The following is a 23951-nucleotide window of genomic DNA, read 5'->3' as shown; positions in this document are numbered from 1 at the left end:
TTCCTTATATCACGATCAGGTCGGCTTCTAACGAGCCGGCTTTATCAAGCGCAATCAAAATTGACATCAACTCAGATGGCGTAGCGCCTAAGCTATTAATCGCTTGCACTATGGTTTCCAATGACGTGCCATCAGGAAACACCATCATATTATTGCGCTGCTGATCTACGCTCACATCACTGTCGTTTACTGGCATGGTTGTGCCGTTAGAGAATGGGCCTGGTTGGCTCACACCTTGGCGTTCAGTCACAGTAATCGTTAAGCTGCCGTGGGTGACGGCAGCTTTGTGTACCCGCACTAATTCGTTAATCACCACCGTGCCAGAACGGCTGTTAAAGATGACTTTTGGACGTTGACTGCCCTGCTCTACTTGCACATCTTGCAGCATCGACATAAAGGTATTGAAGTCATTAGGATCGCGTGGTGCGCTGACTACGAGCTTGCTCCAGCTTTCGGCGTTGGCTACGCCAGCACCAAATATCTTGTTGATGGCATTAACGACGTTACGGGCTGTTTTGTAGTTAGGTGATTTGAGATTTAACACCACTTGTCCCGCTTGGGCGGTACGCGACAAAATTTCACGCTCCACCGTGGCACCATTGGGGATCGTCCCAGCTGTAGGTACATTAACGGTGACTGACGAGCCAGTACTACCTGAAGCGTTAACCCCACCCACCACTAAGTTACCTTGTGCAAGGGCATACACCTTACCGTCAACACCGCGCAATGGTGTTAACACTAAACTGCCACCTAGCAAGCTCTTGGCATCACCCAATGAACTGATGGTGACATCAATGGTTTGGCCTGGGCTAGCGTTGGCAGGCAAGGTGGCTTGTACGCTAACTGCCGCGACGTTTTTAGTACGCGGCAAGTCGCCTTCATCCATCTTCACGCCAAACTGCTTCAGCATGTTGTTCAGCGACTGTCCGGCAAACTTAATCTGTGATTTATCGCCAGTGCCAGCCAAACCCACTACTAGCCCATAACCCACTAATTGGTTTTCGCGGGTTCCCTGCACGTCGACTAAGTCCAACAAGGCACGGCTACTCGCCTGCGCCAGCGGCGCAATCATGCCTACGGCTAATGCCATTACCATCAAGATTTTTGAAAACATAACTCAGCCTTAGAACGGATTGAGGTAGCGAGTAAACAATTTAGTTAACCAACCAGGTTCTTGAGCATCGGCCAAATCGCCACTGCCTTCGTAGCTGATTTTGGCGTCAGCAATACGTTGTGATGAGATCTGGTTTGATACATCGATATCTTCCGGACGGACAATGCCTTCCAACTCAAGATACTCATCACCTTGATTCAAGCGGATCTGCTTACGGCCTTTGACGCGCAACGAGCCGTTAGGCAACACATCAATCACGCGCACCGAGATATAGCCCGTTAGCGAGTTCTGTTGGTTCGCTGAACTTTGACCGTTAAATGCGGTAGATGAATTGGTTTGAATCGCCAAATCGTTGGTGTTAAGCGTACCCACTAACGGCACACCAACGTCCCAACTGCTGTCTTTACCAGAGCTGCTATCAGCGCTCTTACTCGACATTGTACGTTCAGCTAATAACACGGTCAGCACATCGCCAACGGTGTAGGCACGCTTATCAGCGAACAAGGTGAACATGTAGGAATCGCTGTACAGGCCGCCGTCTTGCGGCGCTGCAACTCGCTGAGATGCCGCATAGATATCATCATCGGTGCTGCTCTGTGCCGCACTATCCGGTGCTGGCGTGCTGCTACAGCCGGCCAATAGCGACAGTAGCAACCACCCTGTTAGCTTATAAGCGCTCATGTTGATCACATATTTTGGTTAACAAAGCGCAGCATCTCATCCGCTGCTGAAACCACTTTGGCGTTCATTTCGTATGCGCGCTGTACCGCGATCATGTCAACCATTTCATCAACCACACTGACGTTAGACCCTTCAACGGTAAATTGCTGTAATTCACCCAGCGCATCTTGACCAGGAATACCTTCAATCGGTGCTCCTGAGGCAGCCGTTTCACCATATAAGTTACCCCCCAAGGCTTCTAAGCCCGCTGGGTTGGTAAAGTTGACTGTTTGAATTTGGCCGATGTTTTGTGGGTTTGCGTTACCCGCAACGACCGCAGTCACAGTACCATCTTTACCGATAGTGACTTTAGTGGTGTTGTCTGGCACGGCAATATTTTGCGCCAACGGTAAACCGTCACTGTTGACTAACATCGATTCCGCATTGAGCTGGAATTGACCATTACGGCTGTAAAGAATGTCGCCATCTGGACTTTCGATTTGGAAGAAACCTTGTCCAGCAATCGCAACATCTAATGGATTGTCCGTAGTTTCAAATGAACCTTCAGTAAACTGCTTTTGCGTACCATTGACCCGTACACCAGTGCCCATTTGCAACCCTGATGGCACTTGGTTCAGCTCATCGGCTTGGGTACCGGGTTGGCGCTGTACTTGATAGAACAGATCTTGGAACATGGCGCGGTCTTTTTTAAAGCCTACCGTGCTAACGTTCGCTAAGTTGTTGGAGATGGTGGTCATACGCAAATCTTGCGCTTCCAACCCGGTCTTACTGACCCATAATGCTGAGCTACTCATCGACTACTATTCCTTACCTTATGACTGACCACGGACCAAACGGTCTCCAGATTCGGCCAGTTCATCGGCCATCTTCATCATCTTGATATTCATTTCAAACTGGCGACTGATGTTCATGGTTCTCACCATCTCCGCCACCGCGTTAACGTTGGAGCCTTCCAACTTGCCAGTGGTCACTTTTACCGCCGGATCGGCATTGAGAGGCTGACCATCAGTGGCACGTAGTAAACCATCCTGACCTTTAACGAAGTTGTTATCGGTACTGACCAATTTCAGCTGAGCATCTTGCGCAATTAAGCCACCACCCACAGGTGTTAAGTTGATAGTGCCGTCAGGGCTAATATCGATATCACCATATTGCTGTAACTGGATTGGGCCTTCGTTACCGATCACCTGCATACCGTTCACGGTGAGGCGGCCTTGGCCGTCGACCATCAGATTACCCGCGCGGGTATAAGCCTCTTCACCGTTGGCATCTTCCACCGCCAAATAGCCGTTATCGCTCATGGCGATATCGAGCTTGCGGCCAGTTTCCATCATTGGGCCAGCAGCCAAACTGGTGGTCACTGGCATCAACTGCGCTTGGTAGCGGGTACGGAAACCATCACCAGACACCAACATCGATTGGGCTTGCTCTAGGTCTGCGCGAAAACCGCTGGTGCTGACGTTGGCTAAGTTGTTCGCTACAACTTGCAACGCCTTGTTATTCAGTTCGGCGCCGGATACCGCGGTATAGATTAAACGTTCCATAACCTGCTAATCCTTATACTGCGTTGAACAGCACTTGCATCATCTCATCCGCGGTGCTGATGGTTTTGGCGTTGGCTTGATAGTTCTGTTGGAAGGAGATCAGGTCAACCAATTGCTCGCTGATGTCGACGTTCGAGTTCATGTACTGACCAGACAGCAACTGCCCGACGGTGTCCGATGCAGCTGTAGCATACAGCGGGGTACCTGAGGTTGCGGTGCTCACCCACATGGTGTCATTCACTTGCTCAAGCCCGTTGACGTTAGCAAAGGTAGCCATTACTAATTGGCCTTGCAATTTGCTTTCACCGTTGGAGAAGGTTGCGAACAGGTTGCCGTCATCATCCACAGTGACACCGGTATATTCACCAGAGGTATAACCGTCAGCATCGTTGGTGTACATAGAGAAACCTGAGCCATATTGCGTGCTGCGGGTCATATCTAAGGTCAACTGAATATCACCAGCACCACTTGGGTTACCATCGCTATCCAATGGCGCAATGGTCAATCCCACTTTGCGTTGATCATATGGGTCGGTAACGTTGTCATCGGCAACGCCGCCAGCCGGAATCGTTGGAGTGCCCAGCGGTCCCATTTGACCATCGGTATCAAAGCTCATTGTGACCACCGCCGCAGCGTAATCCACCCCTTCGACATTCACAGTTTGAGTGCCAACAGTCGCGCCTGCTGGGGCAGTGACACCCGCAGTCAGCGGCTGGCCATCAACGAAATACATGGTTTGCCATTCGTTGCTGCCAGTGTGGTTAAAGTACTGGGTCAACACATGGCTGTTACCTAACGAGTCAAATACCTCGGTAGACTGAGAAAAGTTATATGATGAACCGTCGGTGGGATCAAAGTTCTCTGGTGCTGTGGGATAGGGGATCACATCACTCGCCGAACTAAAGTTAGCCGCAAAATCGATGTCTTCAGTAGCTTTTGCTGCAATATTCTGCCCTTCGATACGCAAGTCAGTCATTACCCCAGGTACAATATTACCATTGGCATCAACGCCATAACCACGTAGGTTGGCGCCCGCCGCGTTGACAATTTCAAGGTCATTGTTGAGACCAAATTGCCCCGCTTGGGTGTAAGACTCTTGACCACCGTTGTTCATAACAAAAAAGCCGTTACCAACGATGGCTAAATCGAGGGCGTTATCGGTGCGAACTAAATCGCCTGACGTGGCAAAATCTTCTTTGATATCAGAAACTTTAACACCACCACGCTGACCGCCATTGTAAACTGCAGCAAATTCAGTACTACCGGCTTTATAACCTGAGGTAGCCGAGTTGGCGATGTTGTTACTGGTCACTTCCAGTGCCGATTGAGTGCTTTGCAACCCACTCAAGCCGATTTGAAAAATAGACATACTCTCGATTCCCTATACTGTTATGACTGAGTGACCAACTGATTGATATCAGTAAGATTAAAGTTACCTAGCCCGTTAACTTGCAACAAAATATCATCGCTACTGCTACCGACAGACACTCGCTCAACGGTGCCGTTCAACCAAGCGGTTAAGCCAGTAGACAAGCCACTAGACTGCGTCGCCTGAACTCGCACGCTGTACTGACCAGCATCCTGATCAGTAAATTTGAAGTTCAGCGTGCCAACGCCGCTATAAGGCAGTTGTTGTTCCGCCACTAAGTCGCCATCCGCATCATAAAGCTGTGCGGTCACTGACTCAGCGGGAGCTGCTAGGTTGACCGTACCGCTGATATCACCGTCATGCTCCAGCACCACATTGTTGGCCGGCACACTCACTTCACGCCCGACCAGCTGAGTGGTTTCAAGCACTTTCATTACGTCCAGCGAGTTTTGATTCGCCGCCGTGTTGTCGCGAATACCTTGCAGCGATTCTAAGCTGCTAAACTGCGCCAACTGAGTCACGTATTCAGTGCCGTCAGAGGGATCTAACGGGTTTTGGTGGCTAATCTGTGCCACCAGCAACTCCAAAAACATGTTGGAGAGATCTTCACCGTTAGTGGCAATACCATTCGCAGTCGCAAAGTTAGTTGCTGTGCTGCCTTGTGAAACGCTGTCAACCATGACAACTCCTTATGATTGGCCCAAGCGCAGAATGCTTTGTTGCATACTGTTGACCTTGCCCAAAATCTCAACTGAGGTCTGATAACTGCGTGATGCAGACATCATGTCGGCCATCTCTTCCAGCGAGTTAACGTTGGAATAAAACACATAACCATCGGCATTCGCGATGGGATTATTGGGCTCGTAACGCTGCTCAACCGCACGGTCTGATTGCACAATGCCCATCATTTTGACACTGGCGGACAAGTTATTACCGTTGTCGGTATCAGCTGATGCCTGTTGATACATGGCAGAAAACACTGGCTTTAACGCGCGGTAAGCTTCTTGTTCACTACCAGCCACGGTATCAGCGTTGGCTAGATTTGATGCGATGGTATCCAACCGCATCACCTGCGCATTCATCGCGCTGCCACTGATGTCATAGATATTGTTAAAAGACATGGTTATTTACCTTTAATCGCTGAGTAGATGCCGTTAATTTTCATGTTCATGAACGTCATGCTGGTCTGAAAATCCATGTTGTTTTGAGCAAACTTGGCTTGCTCTACGTTCAGCTCAACACTGTTGCCATCAGCAGACGGTTGAAACGGCACGCGATACATCAGCGGATGTTCCTCTGTTACCACAGCACCTTCGTTGTGGTTCATGCTCGATTGCACATCTTGCATTACGCTCCGGTAATCCAAATCACGTGCTTTAAATCCTGGAGTATCGACATTCGCTAGATTGCTAGCGATAATTTCCGCACGATCTAACCGCAATGCCATTGAATAAGGATGTACACCAAAGGCTTTATCAAATGGTCCCACGTCAGTGCCCTTTTGAATAACAGGTATGAATATTGAACAGTGGTAAACAAAATTTATGCCAACAAATAAAAGCCTTTAATATCATAGCTATGACTATTACTGAGATAAACTTTAGCGCGATAAGGGAAGCGTTACTTCCGCAGCGGAAGCGTTTTAAGCTGTTACTTCCGCTATTGCTTGTGGTGCCACCCGCTGATGCCGACAATGGCATCAGCGCCGCACTCAAACAGCATGTTGAACAGGAACTCAGCAACTACCAACAACGCCAAAGTTTTAAGGCCAGCAAACAAAAAATTGATTTACGCATTGCTGATGCCACGCAGGAACAGCCGTGCGATAGCTGGCAGTTTTCTCGACCTAATGCGGATCACCCACCAATAGGCCGTGTCGGCTACCGCATTGAATGTTTGCAACCAAGTCCGTGGACTAGCCGTGCGATTGCGGAAGTACATGTGTGGACATCTGTGGTGGTTGCCGCTAAAACATTGGAACGTGACACGCAGATTGGTTTAGCAGATATCAAGTTAGCCACTTTTGATTTAGCCAAGCTCAATGACGCGGCCCTATTTCATCAGGCTGACGTACTCAATAAGCGAGTACGTCGACGTATCGCTGCTGGGCAATCGATACTGTCTTTTCAGCTAGAATCACCAGAACTGGTACAGCGCGGTGATATGGTCACATTAGTGGTTAAAATTGATGGTTTTAGCGCATCAACCCGCGGTACTGCGTTGGAAGATGGCAAGTTAAATGAGCGCGTAAAAGTAAGAAACAACAGCTCAAATAAAGTGCTTGAAGGTATAGTGTTAGGCGATGGTCAGGTGATGGTCGATTTTATTGGCCAATAATTAAAGTTTTCGCGGCAAGTGGTCGCCTAGCATAATTAGTCAGGGTTTAGTTCGAGAGTATTTAGCATGAAAATTCGCAACCAAGGTGTGGTTCCTATTGAGCAGCTGAAAGCTGATCCCCAGAAAACCGCCGCCGAAACACCCAAGCCAAACACGCACGCCGCAGTAGAAAACAGTGCCAAAATTAGTCATGCCAGTCTGGCTGCTGGTGCCTCGTTGCAACATTTAAGTGCCAAAGATGAAGTCGATATGGATAAAGTGAATGCAATGCGCAGCGCCATTGAAAAAGGCGAGCTGTCGCTGGATGCCGATGCACTGATTTCCGCAGTGTTGGAGCTGCACCGTCGATGAGCGAATCCATCAAAGATCTCAAAGGTTTTTTCGCGAGTATTCGTGGCGATATCAACCAATTGAACCTCCTCATTGCGCAGTTCGAGCGCCAATATGAACTGTTAAGCAATCGTGATGGTAAACAGTTACCCGACCTCAACGATAAGATGTTGACCTTGTTGGATGAGCTGCGGTTATCCAATCAAGGCCGTGAACAATACCTAAAGCAACTCGGCCTACCCGGCGATAAAGAGGGCCTAAAAATGCTGCAGGCCAAACTCCCGACGCCAACGCGCAATCAAGTAGCTAACCTACTAAAGGAAATCAGCTTAAAGGTACAAACCTGCAATATGATGAACGAGCGTGCGGGCAAATTATTGGCCTGCCAACGTAACATCATGACTCAGCTCGGCAACCTCAAAAACCAACAGGCGTACCCTGACTTTCGCGCCTAAACGCCTTAGCTATCCGCCATTACTTAGATATGGCGGATAATCACTTCCTTCAAATTTAATTTCAACAACATAGCAAAGCCGCTAACCCCCTCTATACTTAATTAGCTTTTCACGGACGAGCGCCCACCGGGGTACAGAATTGCACTATTGCAGGCTTGTTCAGGTAAAAGGCACGATGAATGCGCCGTCACTTACACCGAGCAAAACTAAGTAGGCTGATGGCATAACGATCAGCAAAGGTCAATCGCCCCCCCAATAATCCATAACTCAGGAGCCAATGATGTTTTCACGCTCAACGCTTCGCAGGCGATTACTTTGGGGAGTTGCTGCGGCGTGTATCGCTACACTTGGGGTACAGATGTTGATTCGCTACTTCTGGGTGTTGCCGCAACTCAACGAACTGGCACATTATAATGACCGCGTTGAAGTGCTGCGTATCAAAAATCAGATCTATCAACGGCTCAAACTCCACAGTAATTACGCCTATGACAATGCCGTTTGGGATGAAGCCTATCAAGCCGCTCAGCAGCATGATGTGGATTGGTTTAAGCGTAACTTTTTTCTCAAAGAACTATTTGCCAAGCAGAAATTCAACGGCGTCTATTTTTATGACCAACAAGGGCAATTGATCACAGGCTTAAGTGTTGATCCGAGCTTTACCCCATTAAGCACCCCGGAGTTTACTGATCCTAGTCGTTATACGTCGCTGCTGATCAACCCATCCGAAGTGCGCGCAAATCAGCTAAAACCGATTATACGGCTGCAATTTACCCACGTATTGGCACAACCCGCCGCCGTATTTAGTCATAGTATTGCTCCGACCAACGAAAATGGTCCCTCAGCCGGAACCATGGTGGTGTGGCAATTTATTGATAATGACTTTGTCGATAAGCTGAGCCTAGAGGATAGCGACCCCATCGACATCCATACCGGAGATGAACTCGAGGTATTGTTCCAGCATCTGTCAGCAGAATTGCTCCAAAAAGGCGTGAATGCGCAAATCTATCGAGAGCGGCTGCTGATTGGCGCCCGAGATATACAAGGCAAGCCACTGCTGGCCTTTTCCTTCGCCCCAAGTCCGAGGCTATATGACCAATCCTATCTAGCCTCCTCCACCATCGCAGGCTTGCTGATGACCGCCTCTATCTTAGTGATATTCTTCGCAGCGATTAGCATCCGCGTAGTACGGCCGATTATCCGGCTATTGCAAACCGTCAGCTATGCCTCTTTAAGCAATGACTACAGCGTCAGAACCCACCTCAGAGGTAATAGTGAGCTATTTCGCCTAGCGGGAAAAGTTGACGAACTACTGGAAGTTGTTGAACAGCAACAACAAAAGCTTAAGGCGCAAAACCTGCGGCTAGAAGAGTTAAGTAACACCGATGCACTGACAGGACTTGCCAATCGGCGTTCACTTGACACTTACCTCAACGCGCTCGCTTCCCATAAGGTCGACAGTACGTTAGCTTTGTCGTTATTAGTTGTTGATATCGACCATTTTAAATCCTACAACGATACGCAGGGTCATGCCAAAGGCGATAAAGTGTTGCAACAAGTCGCCAACGGGCTGAAGCAACTGACACATGGCGCGACCGATTTAGTGGCTCGTTTTGGTGGCGAAGAGTTTGTAGTGGTCTTAGAAAACACCGACGCAGAGAATGCCACATACGTTGCGGCCAACTTGTGCCAAGGGATTGAGGCGTTAGGGATCCCACATTCGGCAGCACCGATGAGGATTGTCACTGTATCCATCGGCGTCGCAACGAAGGCCGCTCAGCAGCCATTGAATCCGCAGGCCTTGTTTGATGCTGCCGACAACGCGCTCTATCAAGCTAAGCAACGGGGACGTAATCAGATTGTTGTCGCAAGCTAAGCAGCGCCGCTAACAACTAGCTGCGTAGATTGTCCTAAAAAATGGAATGTTTTCTCCAATATTTAGCCGTTGTATTAAACTTTATCGAACTTATTATATTTGCAGAACAATGTTGATACTCAGCAGCTTTCTCCCTGCGCAGTACTGTGTCAACACCACCAAAATCACGCAACGGCCAACGTTACAATAACGGGCCACAAGGAAAGAGAGGCTTCACATGACATCTTGGAAAAAAATGACCTTAGGTTTGGCACTGGTAGGCGTATCTAGTTTGAGCAGCGTTGCTATGGCAGCAACCTATAAACTAGATCCAACTCATACCAGCGTAGTGGTATCTTGGAACCACTTTGGTTTCTCTAACCCAACCGCTGATTTCCGCGATGTCACCGGTAAACTGATATTCGACGATAAAGCCCCTGAAAAATCTTCTGTATCAGTCACTATCCCAGTAAAAACTATTGATACTGGCGTAAAAGCATTGACCGACGAATTCATGGAAAAAGCATTCTTCAACGTTGCTGAGCACCCAGAAGCCACTTTCGTGAGTGATAAAGTGACTAAAACTGGTGACAAAACTTACGACGTCACTGGTAAGCTGACCATCAAAGGCATCACTAAAGAAGAAACCCTGAAAGTGACCTTGAACGGCCAAGGCGAACACCCAATGAAAAAAGTGCCAGCTATCGGTTTTGATGCAACTACCACCATCAAACGTTCAGACTTCGATATGGCGCAATACGTTCCATACGTAAGTGATGAAATCACTATCCGTATCACTACTGAAGCGACTGAGTAATCATTACCGCTAAGTGATATATCAATGCCCGCTGCTGCGGGCATTGTTGTTTTTGCCGCAAATAAATCTTATTGACCACTTCTGTTGCTAGGACAACAGCGCTATGCTGCCGCATCTAGCCAAAGTGCATGGAGAGTGGCTTTGCATAAATTACAGTTTCCCGCCGAACCGTTCGGCACGCTGTTAGGGCACGCACCTGGCGGTGTTGCTATCTATTCTAGCGACTACGACTCGGTCGATCGTAGTCAATATACTCATCACAGTGATTTCCGCAGTTACATCAATAACGAATACATGGGCTACAAATGGCAATGTGTCGAGTTTGCACGTCGCTGGTTGTATCTCAATCGTGGTTTGGTGTTTACCGATGTACCAATGGCCTATGACATATTTGCCATTCGCCACTATCGCCGCGTTGAAGATGATGCACTATTGCCGCTGCAAGCCTTTGCTAATGGGGGGTTAAAAGCGCCTGAAGCGGGGGCCTTATTGATTTGGGCTGAAGGGGGGGAGTTTGAAGTAACCGGCCACGTCGCCGTAGTCACCGAAGTGCTCGCTGATCGGGTACGCATTGCCGAGCAAAATGTCGAACATAATAAACTGCCACTTGGCCAGCAATGGTGTCGCGAGTTGAAGCTTGAGCGCACGCTGACACAAGGCTATCGCATTATTGAAGGCTACCCAGATACACAGATCTTAGGTTGGATGATCCAAACCGACGACACAACTCACGCTGAGCCAACCCAATGGGTTAACCCTGCGTTGTTTGATATCAATAGCCGAGAAATGCCGCAGCCTATCGCCAAAGCGCATTGGCTTAACGAGCAAGCGCCAGTACAAGCAGCATTTGTGCATGCCATGAACGGCCATTATTTAACCAACAATACCAACGAACAGCAGCGTTACTTTAGGATGTCGGCAACGGCGGAACGCGAACTTATTCGAGCAACCAATGAACTGCATTTGATGTATCTGCACGCCACTGAAGTGGTACTGCGGGACGATAGTTTGTTGGAGCATTTCAATATTCCTAAAGTGCTGTGGCCGCGTCTCAAACGCTCGTGGCAAACACGCCGACATCAGATGATCAGTGGCCGTTTTGACTTTTGCATGACGGCAAAAGGACTGAAAGTCTATGAATACAATGCTGACTCTGCGTCGTGTCATACCGAGGCAGGCCTAATTCAAGGCTTATGGGCTGACGCCATTGGTTGCCATGACGGTGAGGACGCCGGTGCCGACCTACTCCATTCGATGACTGAGACTTGGCGCCATTCAGGGGTAACTGGCCGCGTCCATATTTTACAGGACGATGATAAAGAGGAAGATTACCACGCCCAGTTTATGCAGTTAGCAATGCACAACGCTGGGATTGAAACCCGAATTATTCGCGGTTTGCATACGCTGCATTGGAATGCAGATGGCGAAGTGGTTGATGCCGAAGGCGATGTCATTAGCTGTGTGTGGAAAACGTGGGCATGGGAAACGGCACTTGACCAAATCCGTGACGAGTGTGAGAACGAACTCAATGCACCGCCAATCCGCACGGGTGCCGCCTATGAACCAGTACGCCTGATTGATGTATTGCTGCGCCCCGAAGTACAAGTGTATGAGCCATTATGGACACTTATCCCAAGCAACAAGGCGATTTTGCCTGTGCTGTGGTCGCTGTTCCCAAATCATCGCTATCTATTGAACGCCAGCTTTACACTCACCGACGAGTTGATCGCCCATGGTTATGTACGCAAGCCGATTGCTGGTCGCTGCGGTGATAACGTCAGTCTGGTAGATAAACACGACAGCGTCTTAGGTGAAACGGCCGGACGGTTCGCTGAGCAGAATGTGATTTATCAAGAGTTATGGCGCTTGCCACAGATTGGTCACTACCGTGTGCAGATGTGCACTTTTGCGCTTGGCGGCAGCTACGGTGGCAGTTGTGTGCGCATTGATGATTCACTGATTATCACCACCGACAGTGATTTGTTACCACTGCGCGTAGTAGACGATAACCAGCTCTAGCGCTGAAAGCGTAGGCAGCGTATTGGCTGCAACGCATTCAGTAACAAGATAACCTGTTCGTCAATTCCAGTAAAAAAGCCCCAGCGAGGTCACTCACAGGGGCTTTTTATCAGCACGGTTTGTGGCGATTAGTGCTTGCCAGTACGATCGGAAATCGCATCTGTTAACGCAAACAACACACCGGACACCACAAAGGTTAAGTGAATACCCACTTTCCATGCCAAGGTGGTGTTGCTTAAATTATCGGAGTCCACGAACACTTTCAGCAACTCCACTGCAGAAATAGCCACAATGGCACCGATCAGCTTAAGTTTTAAATCAGAAAATCCCACTTTGCCCATCCAACCGGGACGATCTTCATGCTCGCCAATCGACATTTTAGAGACAAAGTTCTCGTAACCACTGAACGCGATAATCAACAGTAAACTAGCTAATAGCGCACTATCCACCAGCGTTAGGATATTGGTGATAGGGTTGTCTATCGCCCCAGTGATCACGCCCGATACCAACAGATAGAGCTCTTTAAAGAACTTAAAAAGCAAGGCAATGACAGCGATCATCAAGCCGAAGAAAAATGGCGCTAGCATCCAGCGAGCGCTAAAGAATAAGCGTTCTAACGTCGTTTCCAATTTCGACATACTCACATCACCTTTAAGTAAGCAATTAATGTAAAGAGGAGGTCATCATCTCTGATCTGACCTCGTTCAGCAAGCTAGTCAGCGCAAAGAGCACTGGGTATTAACTTAGTAAACTGTATGATTTTAATACGTAAACTTGGTCACCAGCTCGTTAAGTCGTTCAGCGAGTTTTGCCAGTTCAGTGCTTGACTCACTGGTTTGTCTTGCACCAACAGCGGTTTGAACAGACAGATCGCGAATTGACACTAAGCTGCCGTCCACCGTACGCGCAACTGTCGCCTGCTCCTCTGCGGCCGCAGCAATGGTCAGGTTTTGTTCGTTGATGCCATGAATGAGGGTAGCAATCTCCGTCAATGCATGTTGGGCATCGTTAGCCACTTTTAAGGTGGCGGTGGCTTTGACATTACTCTGGTGCATATCGGCGACGGCATTGTCACTTTCGTGCTGCACGGCTGTGATCATCGCTTCAATTTCTGTGGTGGAATGTTGTGTCCGCGATGCCAGTTGCCGCACTTCATCCGCCACCACTGCAAAACCACGACCTTGTTCACCAGCCCGAGCGGCCTCAATGGCGGCATTCAGCGCTAGCAGATTGGTTTGTTCCGCCACACCACGGATCACATCCATCACCGAGCCGATGTCAGTCACATGCTGTGCTAACTGACTAACACTGTGGGACGATTGCTCAATGCCTGCCGCCAAGGTTTCAATGGTGTCAATGGTCAACTGTAGCTGTTGCATGCCCTGCACCGTTTTGTCATTGGCGGAGTTGGAATTATCTGAGGTGCTCACGGCACTATGGGCAACATCATCAATGGCGACGGTCAGTTCATTCACGGCCGATGCCGCCTGCTGCAACTGAGCACTCTGTTCATTCAAGGTTTGCGTTGACTGATTGGTGACCACACTAAGCTCTTCCGACGTAGCAGCAAGTTGATCGGAAGAGTCACCGATGGTCTGTAATGCGTTGCGCAAGTTCGTTTGCATCTGCGCCAGCGCCCGCATCATCTCGGCAGCTTCATCTTTACCATCATCGCTGAACTTAGCGGTTAAGTCGCCGTTAGAGATAGTTTGCGCCACGCGCACCGCGGTTTTGAGCGGCACAATCAAACTTTGGCTAAAAACCCACGCCAATACGAACACGATCAACACCGCCACCACCGACCCGACACCGATAGCCCATTGAGCAGTCTCAAACACTTTATTCGCTTGCTGCGTAGCGACGTCGGCTTGTTGATGCTGATAAGCGACCAGTTGCTTCAGCTCAGTATTTAACTGTTCAGACAACGGCACTAACTCGGCAGCTCGCAGTTGTAGCGCTTGCGGCATATTATCTTGCCGAATCAAGCCAATAACCTGTTTTAACGATGCTAAATAACGGTCGCGCGCATGATTTACCGTTTTTAAACGCTGCTTGCTCTGCGATGAAATAACAAAGGCCTGTAGCGCGTTGTCTGACTGCAATAATTTTTGCTGCCAATCGCTAATATTGCCTTCCACTCGGTCTAAATCATGGCTGGATTGCGCGGCGTATATCTCCATCGCGCTTAATCGTAATCCGAGAAAATCTCGCTGTAGATTCTCTGTATTAATCACTGCGGGCAGCCATTGCTCACTAATGACATCCACATCGTGTTTTAACAAATTCAATTGAAAACTCGCAAAAACACCGAGTAATAAGGTCACAATACCGAGTATTCCAAATGAAAATAATGAACGTTTTGCTATGCCGACTGTACGTATCATATCTATCCCTTGCTCTTATTGTTGTAGGGTTGCGATCTCTAATTTCAGACTGTCCGTAATTGCATGGGCAGAAAAAACGACCTCTAACCTCACAAAACCGCAGCTCGAAATAACTTGTGCTCAATTAAAGATGTTGCACATCAACCATACCGTTGCTGTGCGAGTCGAGCCACTGTTCAAGCTGATGCACACTCAGCGGTGCAGCAAAAAAATAGCCTTGCACCACCGGAAAACCAATCTGCTGCAATATGCGGCACTGCTCGGCAGACTCAACGCCCTCGGCGACCACTTGTAGCTGCATACTTTTGCCAATCAACAACGCCGCCACACTCACTGATTTGGCCACATCGTTGCTGTCGATATGCTCAATCAAGCTACGATCTAACTTAAGTTGCATGGCTGGCAAGTGCTGTAAGCGGCTTAAATTGGAATAGCCAACCCCAAAGTCGTCGACAGAGAGTTTTATGCCGCTGGTGAATAGTCGATTGATGACATTTTTCACCGTAACGTCCTTTTCAACGAAGCCACTTTCGGTGATCTCAACAACCAGATCACTGGTGGTAAGGCCGTTGTCGCGTAACACCTGCATGATCAACTCAGGCAAGTGCTCAATCGTGAGATTGACCGAGGACAAGTTAATTGCCACAGCGGGAATATCTACTCCTTTGGCGCGCCACTGCGCTAACTGTCGACAAGCGCAACCCAATACCCACAAATCCAGCTCAGTGATCATGCCGACCGATTCAGCCAAGGCAATAAACTTATCTGGGGCGATCATGCCATAATCATTGTGAAACCAACGACATAAGGCCTCAACGCCACAGATTCTTCCCGTTATCACATTAACCTGCGGTTGATAGTAGAGTTGTAACTGATGCTGCTGAATGGCAACGCGCAGATCGGTCGCTAACGGCAGTTCAGCGGCAGCGGGCGGACGAGTGCGGCTTTGCAGTACATCCAATGTGCCGCGATCCAGTAATTTACGATGGTAGGGAGAGATGGTGGAATTGGTCGGTAACTCAGAGGGATAACAATATTTGGCCACCAATAAATACTGACATTGCCCTTCCAACAGCAATTTGGAGACAGACATCACTACTTTACAACTGACACCGTTACCTTGATGAAGCAATAAGTGTACTGTACTGCCAACCAGTTGGCCGATAGCAAAACCTTGGTAAGATTCGGGATACTCGACCACCGAACATATTGACTTGCCTATTAATTGATCAAGCCGATAGCTCCACTTAGATAACGCCGCTTTGTTAACTAAAACAATGTTACTATCGGCATCGACAACCAATATACTGTCAGTAAGCTGCTCCAACACCGCATATTCCCGCGGGAGAGTACGACCATCACCAAGCACATTGACTTCCTTTTTCAAATGTTACTGACGAAATGCAATAAACAATTTGGAGCTCTAACAGTAAAAAACACTCTTTGGTGCCATCATGCCCACTATTTATTGCTAAATAATCAAACAGACAGCAATATATTGCCTTATAGGCAATTTGTGTCAAGCAATTTGCCTAACTGGTTTTGTCTATATGGCAAGTGGCACGGATAATCACGCCATGCATATAGGACACGCTATTAGAGTTTTGCGCATCCAACGCAAACTAACCCAAGAACAACTCGCGCTGGATGCAGACATTGCCACCAGTAATGTTTCGCGCATAGAAAACGGCTTAAGGCAGCCGTCGCAAAAACTCCTACGCAAACTCGCTTATGCCCTAGACACCACGCCTTCAAGCCTAATGCAGGCGTGTGAGAATGGAATTGTGAAGGATACAAGTCTCCAGGACGAACGCGTTAACCACGACGATGTGATTGCAACAGCAGAGACACAAACGCTGTTGAAGTTGTTTAATGAGTTGTCCGCCGAAAATAAAAAACTACTGCTGGAGCAGACGAGATTATTGCACCATTGGCAGCAAGGAAAGGTGTAACAGATTGTGAATTATAAATGCTGACATCCCCCATAAATAACTTAGGCGAGTAGTCAGCCCAGAATGACTCACTACTCGCCTAACTAATTAACCAATGTCACCAATTACAGCGCAGCTTGGATGCTTTCAGAAATTGGAGTGGTAGGACGACCAATCAGTTTTGATAACTGATGACCGTCATCAAACAAGCCACCTTTAGCCGCAGCAGTTTCTGAGTTGCCCAGTACCGCCGCAAATGGCCCAGGCACACCGACTTTTTCCAGCAGTGCCACATAATCAGCTTCACTCAAGTTTTGATAAACTACTTTTTTGCCCGACAGACGGCTAATAGTGTTAGCAAAGTCAGTTAAGGTGAACGCAGTGTCTCCGGCCAATTCATACACTTTGCCCGCTTGGTTGTCACTGGTGAGCACTTTCGCTGCGGCTTCTGCATAATCTTGGCGAGTCGCAGTCGCCAAACGCGCATCGTTAGCACAACCTGCTACGGCACCATGTTCAATCGCGGCGACCACACCCATAGTGTAGTTTTCACTGTACCAACCATTACGCAGTAATACCGCAGGTAAGCCACTTTGTTTGATATAAGCTTCAGTGACACGATGCTCTTCAGCCAGCAGTAGTGGTGAAGTATCAGCACGTAAGATACTGGTGTAGGTCAGTAATTTAACGCCAGCCGCTTTGGCAGCATCAATCACCGCCTGATGTTGTGGTGCACGTTGCCCGACTTCGCTAGAGGAGATGAGCAGCAGTTTATCCACCCCAGTAAAGGCTGAGGTCAGCGTGGTTGGTTTGCTATAGTCAGCTTGACGCACCAGAATACCTTTAGCCTCCAAGTCAGCCGCTTTAGCTACGTTACGTACCGCAGCCACAATCTGATTAGCAGGTACCGTTTTCAGCAACGCTTCAATCACCAAACGACCGAGTTGTCCGGTAGCACCAGTTACAGCAATCATGATGTTCTCCTTAATATTCATGAGATAAAGTGGCATTAAGGCTAGGCGGTTGGGGAGTAAAACCGACCGAATTCGCTGGTTTATACTTGCAAGACGCTGCTAGCCAAACACCGTTGAAAGCTATATTATGCCCAACACAAACTTTTAGTAAGTACCAACAAAAAGGTAAGTGTTAAATGAGCCAAGACTTAACTCCTCACGCACTCGCAGAGTTGATGCAACGCGGCAATGTGTTTTCTGACAAATGCCCTTCGCGTGATGTACTTAAACATGTCACTAGCCGCTGGGGCGTGTTGGTGCTGTTAGCGTTAATGGATGGTGAGCAACACCGTTTTAGTGCGCTAAAACGCAAGATACTTGGCGTGAGTGAGAAAATGCTAGCGCAAACACTGCAACAGTTAGAAAGCGATGGTTTTGTCCGTCGTACCGTTTTTCCGGTGGTGCCACCGCATGTGGAATATGCGCTCACGGAGTTAGGGCATCCAATTGCCAAACAAGTTGTTTGCTTAGCCGATTGGATTGAAAATAACCTGCTGCAGATTTTAGCGGCACAACAGCAGTATGAATTACAGCAAACCAACGGGTTGCAGCACTGGCAATCCTAGGGCTGCAGACCGCTCATGTTCGATATATCCCAATTGAACACGTTTGGGGGCGGGCAGCGACAGCGCCCAATCCATGCAGCGTCAGGTGCGATTAATGGAGAATGCTAACGGCGTACCACCTGCCTTGCCTAAATCATCGTCTATCAGCGACAAAAACCACCAAGGTCACAAGCCAACCTAGAATGCATATGCCCGCTAGGCAACTGATATGACGTGGTATAAGTTTGTATGCTCGACCTACTCCGGCCATAGTTTTGTAACCGCGTTGCCTAAGCATCAACCTTGGCTAAGTCGCTAACACGATTAAAAAATCAGCACTTCGTAACTAAGGGATTTGCTTTGCAGTGCGTGGGCATTTATTGTCAAATGACATAGATATCTTTTAACAAGGACGCTTACATGGCCATCACTGAGCTTGATGCCAGCCTTACCTATCGTCAGGCAGAATTACTGCAATTGCCGGACACTATCACCACCACGAAAGAACTCGAACCACTGGATGAAATTATTGGGCAGGAGCGCGCCCAAAAAGCGGTAGAGTTTGCCATGTCGATTCGTGACAAAGGCTATAACATCTATGCAGTGGGTCGTAATGGGCTGGGCAAACGCACCATGATGCTGCGCTATTTAAAACGTCACGAATTTCAAGATTCGACATTATACGACTGGTGCTACGTGGCTAACTTTGATGAACCACGTACCCCACAAGTGCTTAAACTGCCTGCTGGCACCGGCAGCCAATTCAAGAAAGATGTTGAAAAGGTCGTGCTACGCTTAGTTAAAGCCTTGCCATTAGCCTTTGATAACGAGGTCTACTATCGCCGCGCCGATAAACTCAAGGCGCAGTTGTCACAACGCCAAGAAGCCACCTTAGGCGAATTAGCGGCAGAAGCACAAGAGATGCATATTCGCTTAGTCGTCAGCCCCGATGGTGACTATCAATTGATCGCGCTAAATAGCGAAGATGAGCCGCACACCGATGAGACTTACGCGGCATTGTCGGACAGTGAACGTAATCAGTTCGATGACAATATTCGCCACTTAGAGATCCGCCTGCGTGGCATTGTGCGCCAACTGACTGAGTGGGAAGAGGAGTTTAGCACTAAGCAACAACAGCATGATGAGCAAGTCGCGCGTGAAGTGTTAACCCACTTTTTCAAACCGTTGAAAGACGACTATCGCCACATCAGTGAAGTGCGTACATTTTTAAGCAACATGCAAAAAGATATGCTCAGCAATTTGGATATCTTTTTGGAGCAAAGCGAAGATCAGCTCGGGCTAGCTTATGCCTCACTTGAAAAGAAAATGCCACGCCGTTATCAAGTCAACCTGCTGGTGAATCAAGAATGTGAGCGGTTCCCTGTGGTGGTGGAAGAGAATCCCACCTACCACGGCCTATTTGGCTACGTGGAAAGCGCCACCTATCGCGGTACGGTATTTACCGACTTCTCACTGATCCGCCCCGGCAGTCTGCACCGCGCCAACGGGGGCGTGTTGTTGATGGACGCCATAAAAGTGCTTGAGCGCCCTTACGTCTGGGATGGACTCAAACGTGCACTGCGCTCACGCACACTGGATTTAAACTCGCTAGAACGCGAAGTCAGTTTGTCTGGTACGGTATCACTGTCACCAGAGCCCGTGGCGCTTGACGTAAAAATTGTGCTTTTTGGCGACTATGAAACTTACCAACTGTTGCAACAGTATGACGCCGATTTTAGTGAATTATTCCGCGTCACCGCCGACTTTGAAGACGTGATGCCACGTAATGATGAATCCGAAGCCTTTTACGTCCGTTTTATCAGCTCGATCGTTTACGATAACCATTTATTGCAGTGTGATCGCTCAGCCCTCGCGCGTATTATCGAATACAGCAGCCGCCAAGCTGATGATCAAACCATGCTGTCGTTACACTCGGCCAACATCGCTAACCTGCTGCGGGAAACCCATTTTTGTGCCAAGTCCGCCAATGCCCGCCGCATTCGCGCAACCCATGTAGAGCAAGCATTACAGCAGCAAGAGCAACGTGTCAGCCGCTTGCGAGATCAGATGATGTTGGGCTTTGTGCAAGGCACCAACTTGATTGAAGTACAAGGCAAAGCCGTCGGCCAGATCAATGCACTGTCAGTCCTCGCCACAACCGATCACCAATTTGGCATGCCCAATCGTATCACCGCCACAACAGCACACGGCCGCGGAGAGGTATTAGATATTGAACACAAAGTCCGCCTCGGTGGCCGGATTCATAGTAAAGGGGTATGGATTTTAAGTGCTTACATTAACGGCTTATTAGGCAAAGACGCGGCGGTGCCACTAACAACGTCGCTCACGTTTGAACAATCATACTCCGGAGTGGATGGCGATAGCGCCTCCATGGCGGAATGTTGCGCCATTATGTCGGCCATTAGCGGTATCGCTATTCGCCAAGACATTGCCATTACCGGTTCAATGAACCAATTCGGTGAGGCACAACCTATCGGTGGTCTTAATGAAAAAATCGAAGGCTTTTTTGATGTGTGCACCATCAAAGGCCGTAAAAATAGCCAAGGGGTGATCATTCCTAAACGTAATGCCCATAACTTAATGTTGAAAAAAGAGGTAGTCGACGCGGTCAGTAAAGGGCGGTTCCATATTTGGACTGTTGAGCATGTCACCGAAGCTATGGCGATTTTGACCGACACCAGTGTGGCCAAAGCCAACCGTTATGGCCGCTATCAAGCCGACTCCATTATCGGCGTAGCGCAGCAGCAAGTAGAACAACTGCGTAAAAGCTTAGAGGCCAAAGCGTAAACAATGGGACTTATTACCCGCGGTCTCGCCGTCAGCATCATCTTGTTGTTTAGCTGGAGCAGCCAGGCAACCACAACGGTCACCCTATCTAACGATGAATGGCCGCCTTATGTTGATACAGGCGGTCAACAAGGTTTAGCCATTGAGATTGTGCGGGCGGCGTTGCAACAACAGCAACGCTCATTGACAGTACACGTCAAACCTTGGGCGCGTGCTTATCGCGAGGTCACCACTTGTAACAGCGACTTGCTATTGGTGTGGTACGAAGCCAGTCGTTTGCATGAGATCCGCTACTCCGAGCCGTTTTTAACCAATCGCTTACGCTTTATCAAACGGTTAGATGACGATTTTGAATATCAAGATATCGCCAGCCTCGCAGGTAAACATATCGGCGTGATCCGCGGTTATAACTACCGTAATGAGTTTATTAACAACCCTAGTTACCACCTCCGTGCCAACCACAGCTTAGCCGCCAACTTGCAGATGTTGTCACTAAAACGCATCGATTTAGTGGTAGAGGATGAACTCGTCGCCGCTACCACCATCTTTCAGCAGCGTATGGAGGGCCAATTTATCTTTACTGGCCCGCCACTCAATGAGCGCAAGCTCTATGTCGCCACCGGTATGTGTAACCTAGAAGGGACGGCGCTCATCGACAGTTTCAATGCCGGACTCGCAGCTATTAAAGCAAATGGCGAATACCAACAACTGGTAGATAAGTATCGCGCCATACTGCAAAGCCGCGAGACACCAGTCGATATTCATACCCTGTTGCCCGTTATGCGCACGCCTAAGTATCATGCTCCGCTGCTACAGCGAACGGCACAATTGCCGCACGAGAACCATGACGCTTCCCCCTACATTCGCTAGTGGCTGTTTATCTTTAGTGTTTAATTTTTTGTGCAAATTAAACGCATTATGAACGAGGCGAGACCTGCGACGCTTAGTCAACTAAGCAAGCTGGATGCAACAAAGGTCAACAGCCCTAGGCTTTGAATCCCACTCGAAATCCGCCCCAATGTCGGCCATTAACGTAAATTGGCACGGATAGATCGTGCATCACCTCACCGGTATCACGCTTATAGGTTTGCAGTAGCATAGTCTCGGTATGTTGGCCGCAACGGATGCCGGTCACATCATTAAACAAACGCTTAGTGCGGTTATTGATAATATCGCGTTGCCGATCACCAGTTAGTGGCTGGCTAAAACGGCGGTTATGGGTTGGAAAGTACCCCTTTTTATCAACCGCACCCGCGTAAACAATGCCTTGATGCCGCTGCAAAATCGGCTCCTGTATATCGGGAAAAACTTGGTCGGTAAAACCATCAAATGCCGTACTATATTTAGCAGGTTCGGTGGTGCCAATGCGTTGGTAATTGGGGCTAAACAGTTGCTGCTCAGTGAACTTGCCGCTCTGTAGTGCCTGCGCCAACTGTTGACCACACGCGACTGCGGCCGCTTGGGCCTCATGCAACACTTGCTGTTCAAACGTATCGGTGTCCCACAAGGTCAAGGCACGGAAAATCCCCTCAGTCTTGCGCGAGAACTCAAATGCTTGCTTAGAAATTTGCTGAGCACGGCCATCGGTATCTTGCAGCAATTCGCTAATTTGCCCGATACTGGCAGCGATATTACTGGTGGTATCGCGATACTCGCGTAGTGAGTTATCGATATGTGCTAGCGCATCGGCCGAATGCTCAACGCCATTGGCAATATTATCAAACCGTTGTTCCAACGCTGACATCGCCGTAACCGCCTCAGCGGTACGCTCAACCACCTGCGTCATCAAGGTCGAGGTCGCATCCGTTTGCTGGCGAATATTGCCCAGCATCGCGGCGATATCTTGGGTTGATTGCGCAGTTTTCGCCGCCAACGCTCGTACTTCATCAGCGACCACAGCAAAGCCACGGCCAGCATCCCCTGCCCGCGCCGCTTCAATCGCAGCGTTGAGTGCCAGTAAGTTAGTTTGCTCGGCCACCGCATCAATCACCTCAGTGATTTTTTTAATCGCATCCGCTTGGGATTTCAGCTGTTGTACGTGTGCCGCCGCATTGGTGACATTACCGCTAAGATGTTGAATAGCCGCAAAACCACTTACCGCAAAATCACGGCCTTCCAGCGATAGCCGTTTAGACTGCTGTGCCTGTGACAACACGGCTTGTACGTGTTCACTCAAGGCGATGGTGGAGTCAGATAGCGCCGACGATGACAGATTAATCCGTTGGGCGGTGTCACTGCTAAGCTCGATGGTCGTTTTCAGCTCATCAACAAAGTGAGAGACCTCTGCACCACCAATAGCCAAGGTGCTGGTATCTTTAGCAATCTGGCTAACAGCTTGCTGTTCTTGCGACGCGACAACTGCCATTGCCGCCAAAGGCTGTGGAGTAGGACGCTGGCACAGACGCAAAATCAACAATAGCAAAGGTAGGCACAGTAACGCCACCAACGCATAGTCCCATAGCCCTTGTGCCTCAGCTCCCTGCTGAATAGCCATCAACAATGCGCCACCGCTAAATACTCCCGCGACGCTCCACTGCCACTGCGATGTCGACGCTAACGCCATTAAATTTCCTCTTATGATTCATGGTATCGCGAACATCCGTTCGCACTATCTTAAGCGTAAACCATGAATCCGTTATTTGCTGGCGCTAATAACAAACAAGGGACCCGAAGGTCCCTTCAGATTAATGACAAACCCCGGTTTTTTAGCCGGGGTTTGTTTTATTAGGCTTGTTATGGGAAACGCTCTTCT

23 protein-coding genes are annotated in these 23951 nt (G+C 48.8%); 10 read left to right on the top strand and 13 right to left on the bottom strand.

Annotated elements, in window-relative coordinates; all coding sequences use genetic code 11:
* Positions 1-4: 4 nt before the first annotated feature.
* From ACN0TT_RS16385 to flgB, 8 genes are read right to left on the bottom strand one after another with little or no spacing between them, the layout of a single operon-like run.
* Positions 5-1114 carry a flagellar basal body P-ring protein FlgI gene (locus ACN0TT_RS16385; RefSeq protein ID WP_417763219.1) on the bottom strand — a complete coding sequence of 370 codons (1110 nt, stop codon included), beginning with the start codon at positions 1112-1114 and terminating at the stop codon, positions 5-7.
* A gap of 9 nt (positions 1115-1123) precedes the next feature.
* Complete coding sequence (locus ACN0TT_RS16380; RefSeq protein ID WP_417763218.1) at positions 1124-1795, bottom strand: flagellar basal body L-ring protein FlgH; 672 nt, start codon at positions 1793-1795, stop codon at positions 1124-1126.
* Between the two features lie 5 nt (positions 1796-1800).
* Entirely contained in the window at positions 1801-2589 is a 789-nt protein-coding gene (gene flgG, locus ACN0TT_RS16375; protein WP_417763217.1) for a flagellar basal-body rod protein FlgG, read from the bottom strand.
* Positions 2590-2607: 18 nt separating this feature from the next.
* Entirely contained in the window at positions 2608-3339 is a 732-nt protein-coding gene (locus ACN0TT_RS16370; protein WP_417763216.1) for a flagellar basal body rod protein FlgF, read from the bottom strand.
* A gap of 13 nt (positions 3340-3352) precedes the next feature.
* Positions 3353-4708: a flagellar hook protein FlgE gene (locus ACN0TT_RS16365; protein WP_417763215.1), complete on the bottom strand. Its 1356-nt coding sequence runs from the start codon at positions 4706-4708 to the stop codon at positions 3353-3355.
* A gap of 20 nt (positions 4709-4728) precedes the next feature.
* Positions 4729-5388 (bottom strand): flagellar hook assembly protein FlgD, encoded by a 660-nt coding sequence (locus ACN0TT_RS16360; protein WP_417763214.1) that lies wholly within the window; start codon positions 5386-5388, stop codon positions 4729-4731.
* Between the two features lie 9 nt (positions 5389-5397).
* A complete protein-coding gene (gene flgC / locus ACN0TT_RS16355; protein ID WP_417763213.1) occupies positions 5398-5829 on the bottom strand; it encodes a flagellar basal body rod protein FlgC in 432 nt (143 codons plus the stop codon).
* 2 nt (positions 5830-5831) lie between these two features.
* Positions 5832-6197: a flagellar basal body rod protein FlgB gene (gene flgB / locus ACN0TT_RS16350; RefSeq protein ID WP_417763212.1), complete on the bottom strand. Its 366-nt coding sequence runs from the start codon at positions 6195-6197 to the stop codon at positions 5832-5834.
* 179 nt (positions 6198-6376) lie between these two features.
* Here flgB and flgA point away from each other — a divergent pair, with 179 nt between their 5' ends.
* From flgA to gss, 6 genes are all read left to right on the top strand, one after another.
* Positions 6377-7045, top strand: coding sequence for a flagellar basal body P-ring formation chaperone FlgA (gene flgA, locus ACN0TT_RS16345; protein WP_417763211.1), 669 nt, complete (start codon positions 6377-6379; stop codon positions 7043-7045).
* A 66-nt stretch (positions 7046-7111) separates the two neighbouring features.
* Positions 7112-7396 (top strand): flagellar biosynthesis anti-sigma factor FlgM, encoded by a 285-nt coding sequence (gene flgM / locus ACN0TT_RS16340; protein WP_417763210.1) that lies wholly within the window; start codon positions 7112-7114, stop codon positions 7394-7396.
* The gene (gene flgN, locus ACN0TT_RS16335) at positions 7393-7830 is read left to right on the top strand and encodes a flagellar export chaperone FlgN (protein ID WP_417763209.1); all 438 of its coding nucleotides are present in this window, start codon (positions 7393-7395) and stop codon (positions 7828-7830) included. The genes flgM and flgN overlap by 4 nt, the downstream gene beginning before the upstream one ends.
* Before the next feature lie 358 nt (positions 7831-8188).
* Entirely contained in the window at positions 8189-9703 is a 1515-nt protein-coding gene (locus ACN0TT_RS16330) for a diguanylate cyclase (protein ID WP_417763208.1), read from the top strand.
* A 217-nt stretch (positions 9704-9920) separates the two neighbouring features.
* A complete protein-coding gene (locus ACN0TT_RS16325; RefSeq protein WP_417763207.1) occupies positions 9921-10499 on the top strand; it encodes a YceI family protein in 579 nt (192 codons plus the stop codon).
* Between the two features lie 141 nt (positions 10500-10640).
* Positions 10641-12518 (top strand): bifunctional glutathionylspermidine amidase/synthase, encoded by a 1878-nt coding sequence (gene gss, locus ACN0TT_RS16320; RefSeq protein WP_417763206.1) that lies wholly within the window; start codon positions 10641-10643, stop codon positions 12516-12518.
* Between the two features lie 128 nt (positions 12519-12646).
* Here gss and ACN0TT_RS16315 read toward each other — a convergent pair whose 3' ends face one another.
* The 3 genes from ACN0TT_RS16315 to ACN0TT_RS16305 all read right to left on the bottom strand — a co-directional run bounded on the left by ACN0TT_RS16315 (position 12647) and on the right by ACN0TT_RS16305 (position 16289).
* A complete protein-coding gene (locus tag ACN0TT_RS16315) occupies positions 12647-13156 on the bottom strand; it encodes a TIGR00645 family protein (protein ID WP_417763205.1) in 510 nt (169 codons plus the stop codon).
* Positions 13157-13279: 123 nt separating this feature from the next.
* A complete protein-coding gene (locus tag ACN0TT_RS16310; RefSeq protein WP_417763204.1) occupies positions 13280-14902 on the bottom strand; it encodes a methyl-accepting chemotaxis protein in 1623 nt (540 codons plus the stop codon).
* A 124-nt stretch (positions 14903-15026) separates the two neighbouring features.
* On the bottom strand, positions 15027-16289 hold the full coding sequence (locus ACN0TT_RS16305; protein ID WP_417763203.1) for an EAL domain-containing protein: 1263 nt from the start codon (positions 16287-16289) through the stop codon (positions 15027-15029).
* 163 nt (positions 16290-16452) lie between these two features.
* Here ACN0TT_RS16305 and ACN0TT_RS16300 point away from each other — a divergent pair, with 163 nt between their 5' ends.
* The gene (locus tag ACN0TT_RS16300) at positions 16453-16854 is read left to right on the top strand and encodes a helix-turn-helix domain-containing protein (protein ID WP_417763202.1); all 402 of its coding nucleotides are present in this window, start codon (positions 16453-16455) and stop codon (positions 16852-16854) included.
* Positions 16855-16958: 104 nt separating this feature from the next.
* Here the strand turns inward: ACN0TT_RS16300 and ACN0TT_RS16295 are convergent, their stop codons facing one another.
* The gene (locus ACN0TT_RS16295) at positions 16959-17807 is read right to left on the bottom strand and encodes an SDR family oxidoreductase (protein ID WP_417763201.1); all 849 of its coding nucleotides are present in this window, start codon (positions 17805-17807) and stop codon (positions 16959-16961) included.
* A gap of 176 nt (positions 17808-17983) precedes the next feature.
* Between ACN0TT_RS16295 and ACN0TT_RS16290 the strand changes: the two genes are divergently transcribed.
* The 3 genes from ACN0TT_RS16290 to ACN0TT_RS16280 all read left to right on the top strand — a co-directional run bounded on the left by ACN0TT_RS16290 (position 17984) and on the right by ACN0TT_RS16280 (position 22069).
* Positions 17984-18412 (top strand): winged helix-turn-helix transcriptional regulator, encoded by a 429-nt coding sequence (locus ACN0TT_RS16290; protein ID WP_417763200.1) that lies wholly within the window; start codon positions 17984-17986, stop codon positions 18410-18412.
* A gap of 399 nt (positions 18413-18811) precedes the next feature.
* A complete protein-coding gene (locus ACN0TT_RS16285) occupies positions 18812-21199 on the top strand; it encodes a Lon protease family protein (RefSeq protein WP_417763199.1) in 2388 nt (795 codons plus the stop codon).
* Between the two features lie 3 nt (positions 21200-21202).
* Positions 21203-22069: a substrate-binding periplasmic protein gene (locus ACN0TT_RS16280; protein ID WP_417763198.1), complete on the top strand. Its 867-nt coding sequence runs from the start codon at positions 21203-21205 to the stop codon at positions 22067-22069.
* 115 nt (positions 22070-22184) lie between these two features.
* Here the strand turns inward: ACN0TT_RS16280 and ACN0TT_RS16275 are convergent, their stop codons facing one another.
* The gene (locus ACN0TT_RS16275; RefSeq protein ID WP_417763197.1) at positions 22185-23762 is read right to left on the bottom strand and encodes a methyl-accepting chemotaxis protein; all 1578 of its coding nucleotides are present in this window, start codon (positions 23760-23762) and stop codon (positions 22185-22187) included.
* Positions 23763-23951 lie beyond the last annotated feature (189 nt).

It is taken from the genome of Shewanella sp. (genome assembly GCF_048265805.1).
GTDB lineage: Bacteria > Pseudomonadota > Gammaproteobacteria > Enterobacterales > Shewanellaceae > Shewanella.
Note: the sequence above shows the minus strand (reverse complement) of the source record. Positions and strands in the feature narration are given on the sequence as shown.

Excerpts from the sequence above, each read along its gene's own strand:
- ACN0TT_RS16290 (WP_417763200.1), top strand. The coding sequence starts at position 17,984 with ATGAGCCAAGACTTAACTCCTCACGCACTCGCAGAGTTGATGCAACGC.
- ACN0TT_RS16380 (WP_417763218.1), bottom strand. The coding sequence starts at position 1,795 with ATGAGCGCTTATAAGCTAACAGGGTGGTTGCTACTGTCGCTATTGGCC.
- ACN0TT_RS16330 (WP_417763208.1), top strand. The coding sequence starts at position 8,189 with ATGTTGATTCGCTACTTCTGGGTGTTGCCGCAACTCAACGAACTGGCA.
- ACN0TT_RS16280 (WP_417763198.1), top strand. The coding sequence starts at position 21,203 with ATGGGACTTATTACCCGCGGTCTCGCCGTCAGCATCATCTTGTTGTTT.
- flgC (WP_417763213.1), bottom strand. The coding sequence starts at position 5,829 with ATGTCTTTTAACAATATCTATGACATCAGTGGCAGCGCGATGAATGCG.
- ACN0TT_RS16285 (WP_417763199.1), top strand. The coding sequence starts at position 18,812 with ATGGCCATCACTGAGCTTGATGCCAGCCTTACCTATCGTCAGGCAGAA.
- ACN0TT_RS16325 (WP_417763207.1), top strand. The coding sequence starts at position 9,921 with ATGACATCTTGGAAAAAAATGACCTTAGGTTTGGCACTGGTAGGCGTA.
- flgM (WP_417763210.1), top strand. The coding sequence starts at position 7,112 with ATGAAAATTCGCAACCAAGGTGTGGTTCCTATTGAGCAGCTGAAAGCT.
- ACN0TT_RS16300 (WP_417763202.1), top strand. The coding sequence starts at position 16,453 with ATGGCAAGTGGCACGGATAATCACGCCATGCATATAGGACACGCTATT.
- ACN0TT_RS16360 (WP_417763214.1), bottom strand. The coding sequence starts at position 5,388 with ATGGTTGACAGCGTTTCACAAGGCAGCACAGCAACTAACTTTGCGACT.
- ACN0TT_RS16365 (WP_417763215.1), bottom strand. The coding sequence starts at position 4,708 with ATGTCTATTTTTCAAATCGGCTTGAGTGGGTTGCAAAGCACTCAATCG.
- ACN0TT_RS16315 (WP_417763205.1), bottom strand. The coding sequence starts at position 13,156 with ATGTCGAAATTGGAAACGACGTTAGAACGCTTATTCTTTAGCGCTCGC.
- flgG (WP_417763217.1), bottom strand. The coding sequence starts at position 2,589 with ATGAGTAGCTCAGCATTATGGGTCAGTAAGACCGGGTTGGAAGCGCAA.
- ACN0TT_RS16370 (WP_417763216.1), bottom strand. The coding sequence starts at position 3,339 with ATGGAACGTTTAATCTATACCGCGGTATCCGGCGCCGAACTGAATAAC.
- ACN0TT_RS16275 (WP_417763197.1), bottom strand. The coding sequence starts at position 23,762 with ATGGCGTTAGCGTCGACATCGCAGTGGCAGTGGAGCGTCGCGGGAGTA.
- ACN0TT_RS16310 (WP_417763204.1), bottom strand. The coding sequence starts at position 14,902 with ATGATACGTACAGTCGGCATAGCAAAACGTTCATTATTTTCATTTGGA.
- ACN0TT_RS16385 (WP_417763219.1), bottom strand. The coding sequence starts at position 1,114 with ATGTTTTCAAAAATCTTGATGGTAATGGCATTAGCCGTAGGCATGATT.
- flgN (WP_417763209.1), top strand. The coding sequence starts at position 7,393 with ATGAGCGAATCCATCAAAGATCTCAAAGGTTTTTTCGCGAGTATTCGT.
- ACN0TT_RS16295 (WP_417763201.1), bottom strand. The coding sequence starts at position 17,807 with ATGATTGCTGTAACTGGTGCTACCGGACAACTCGGTCGTTTGGTGATT.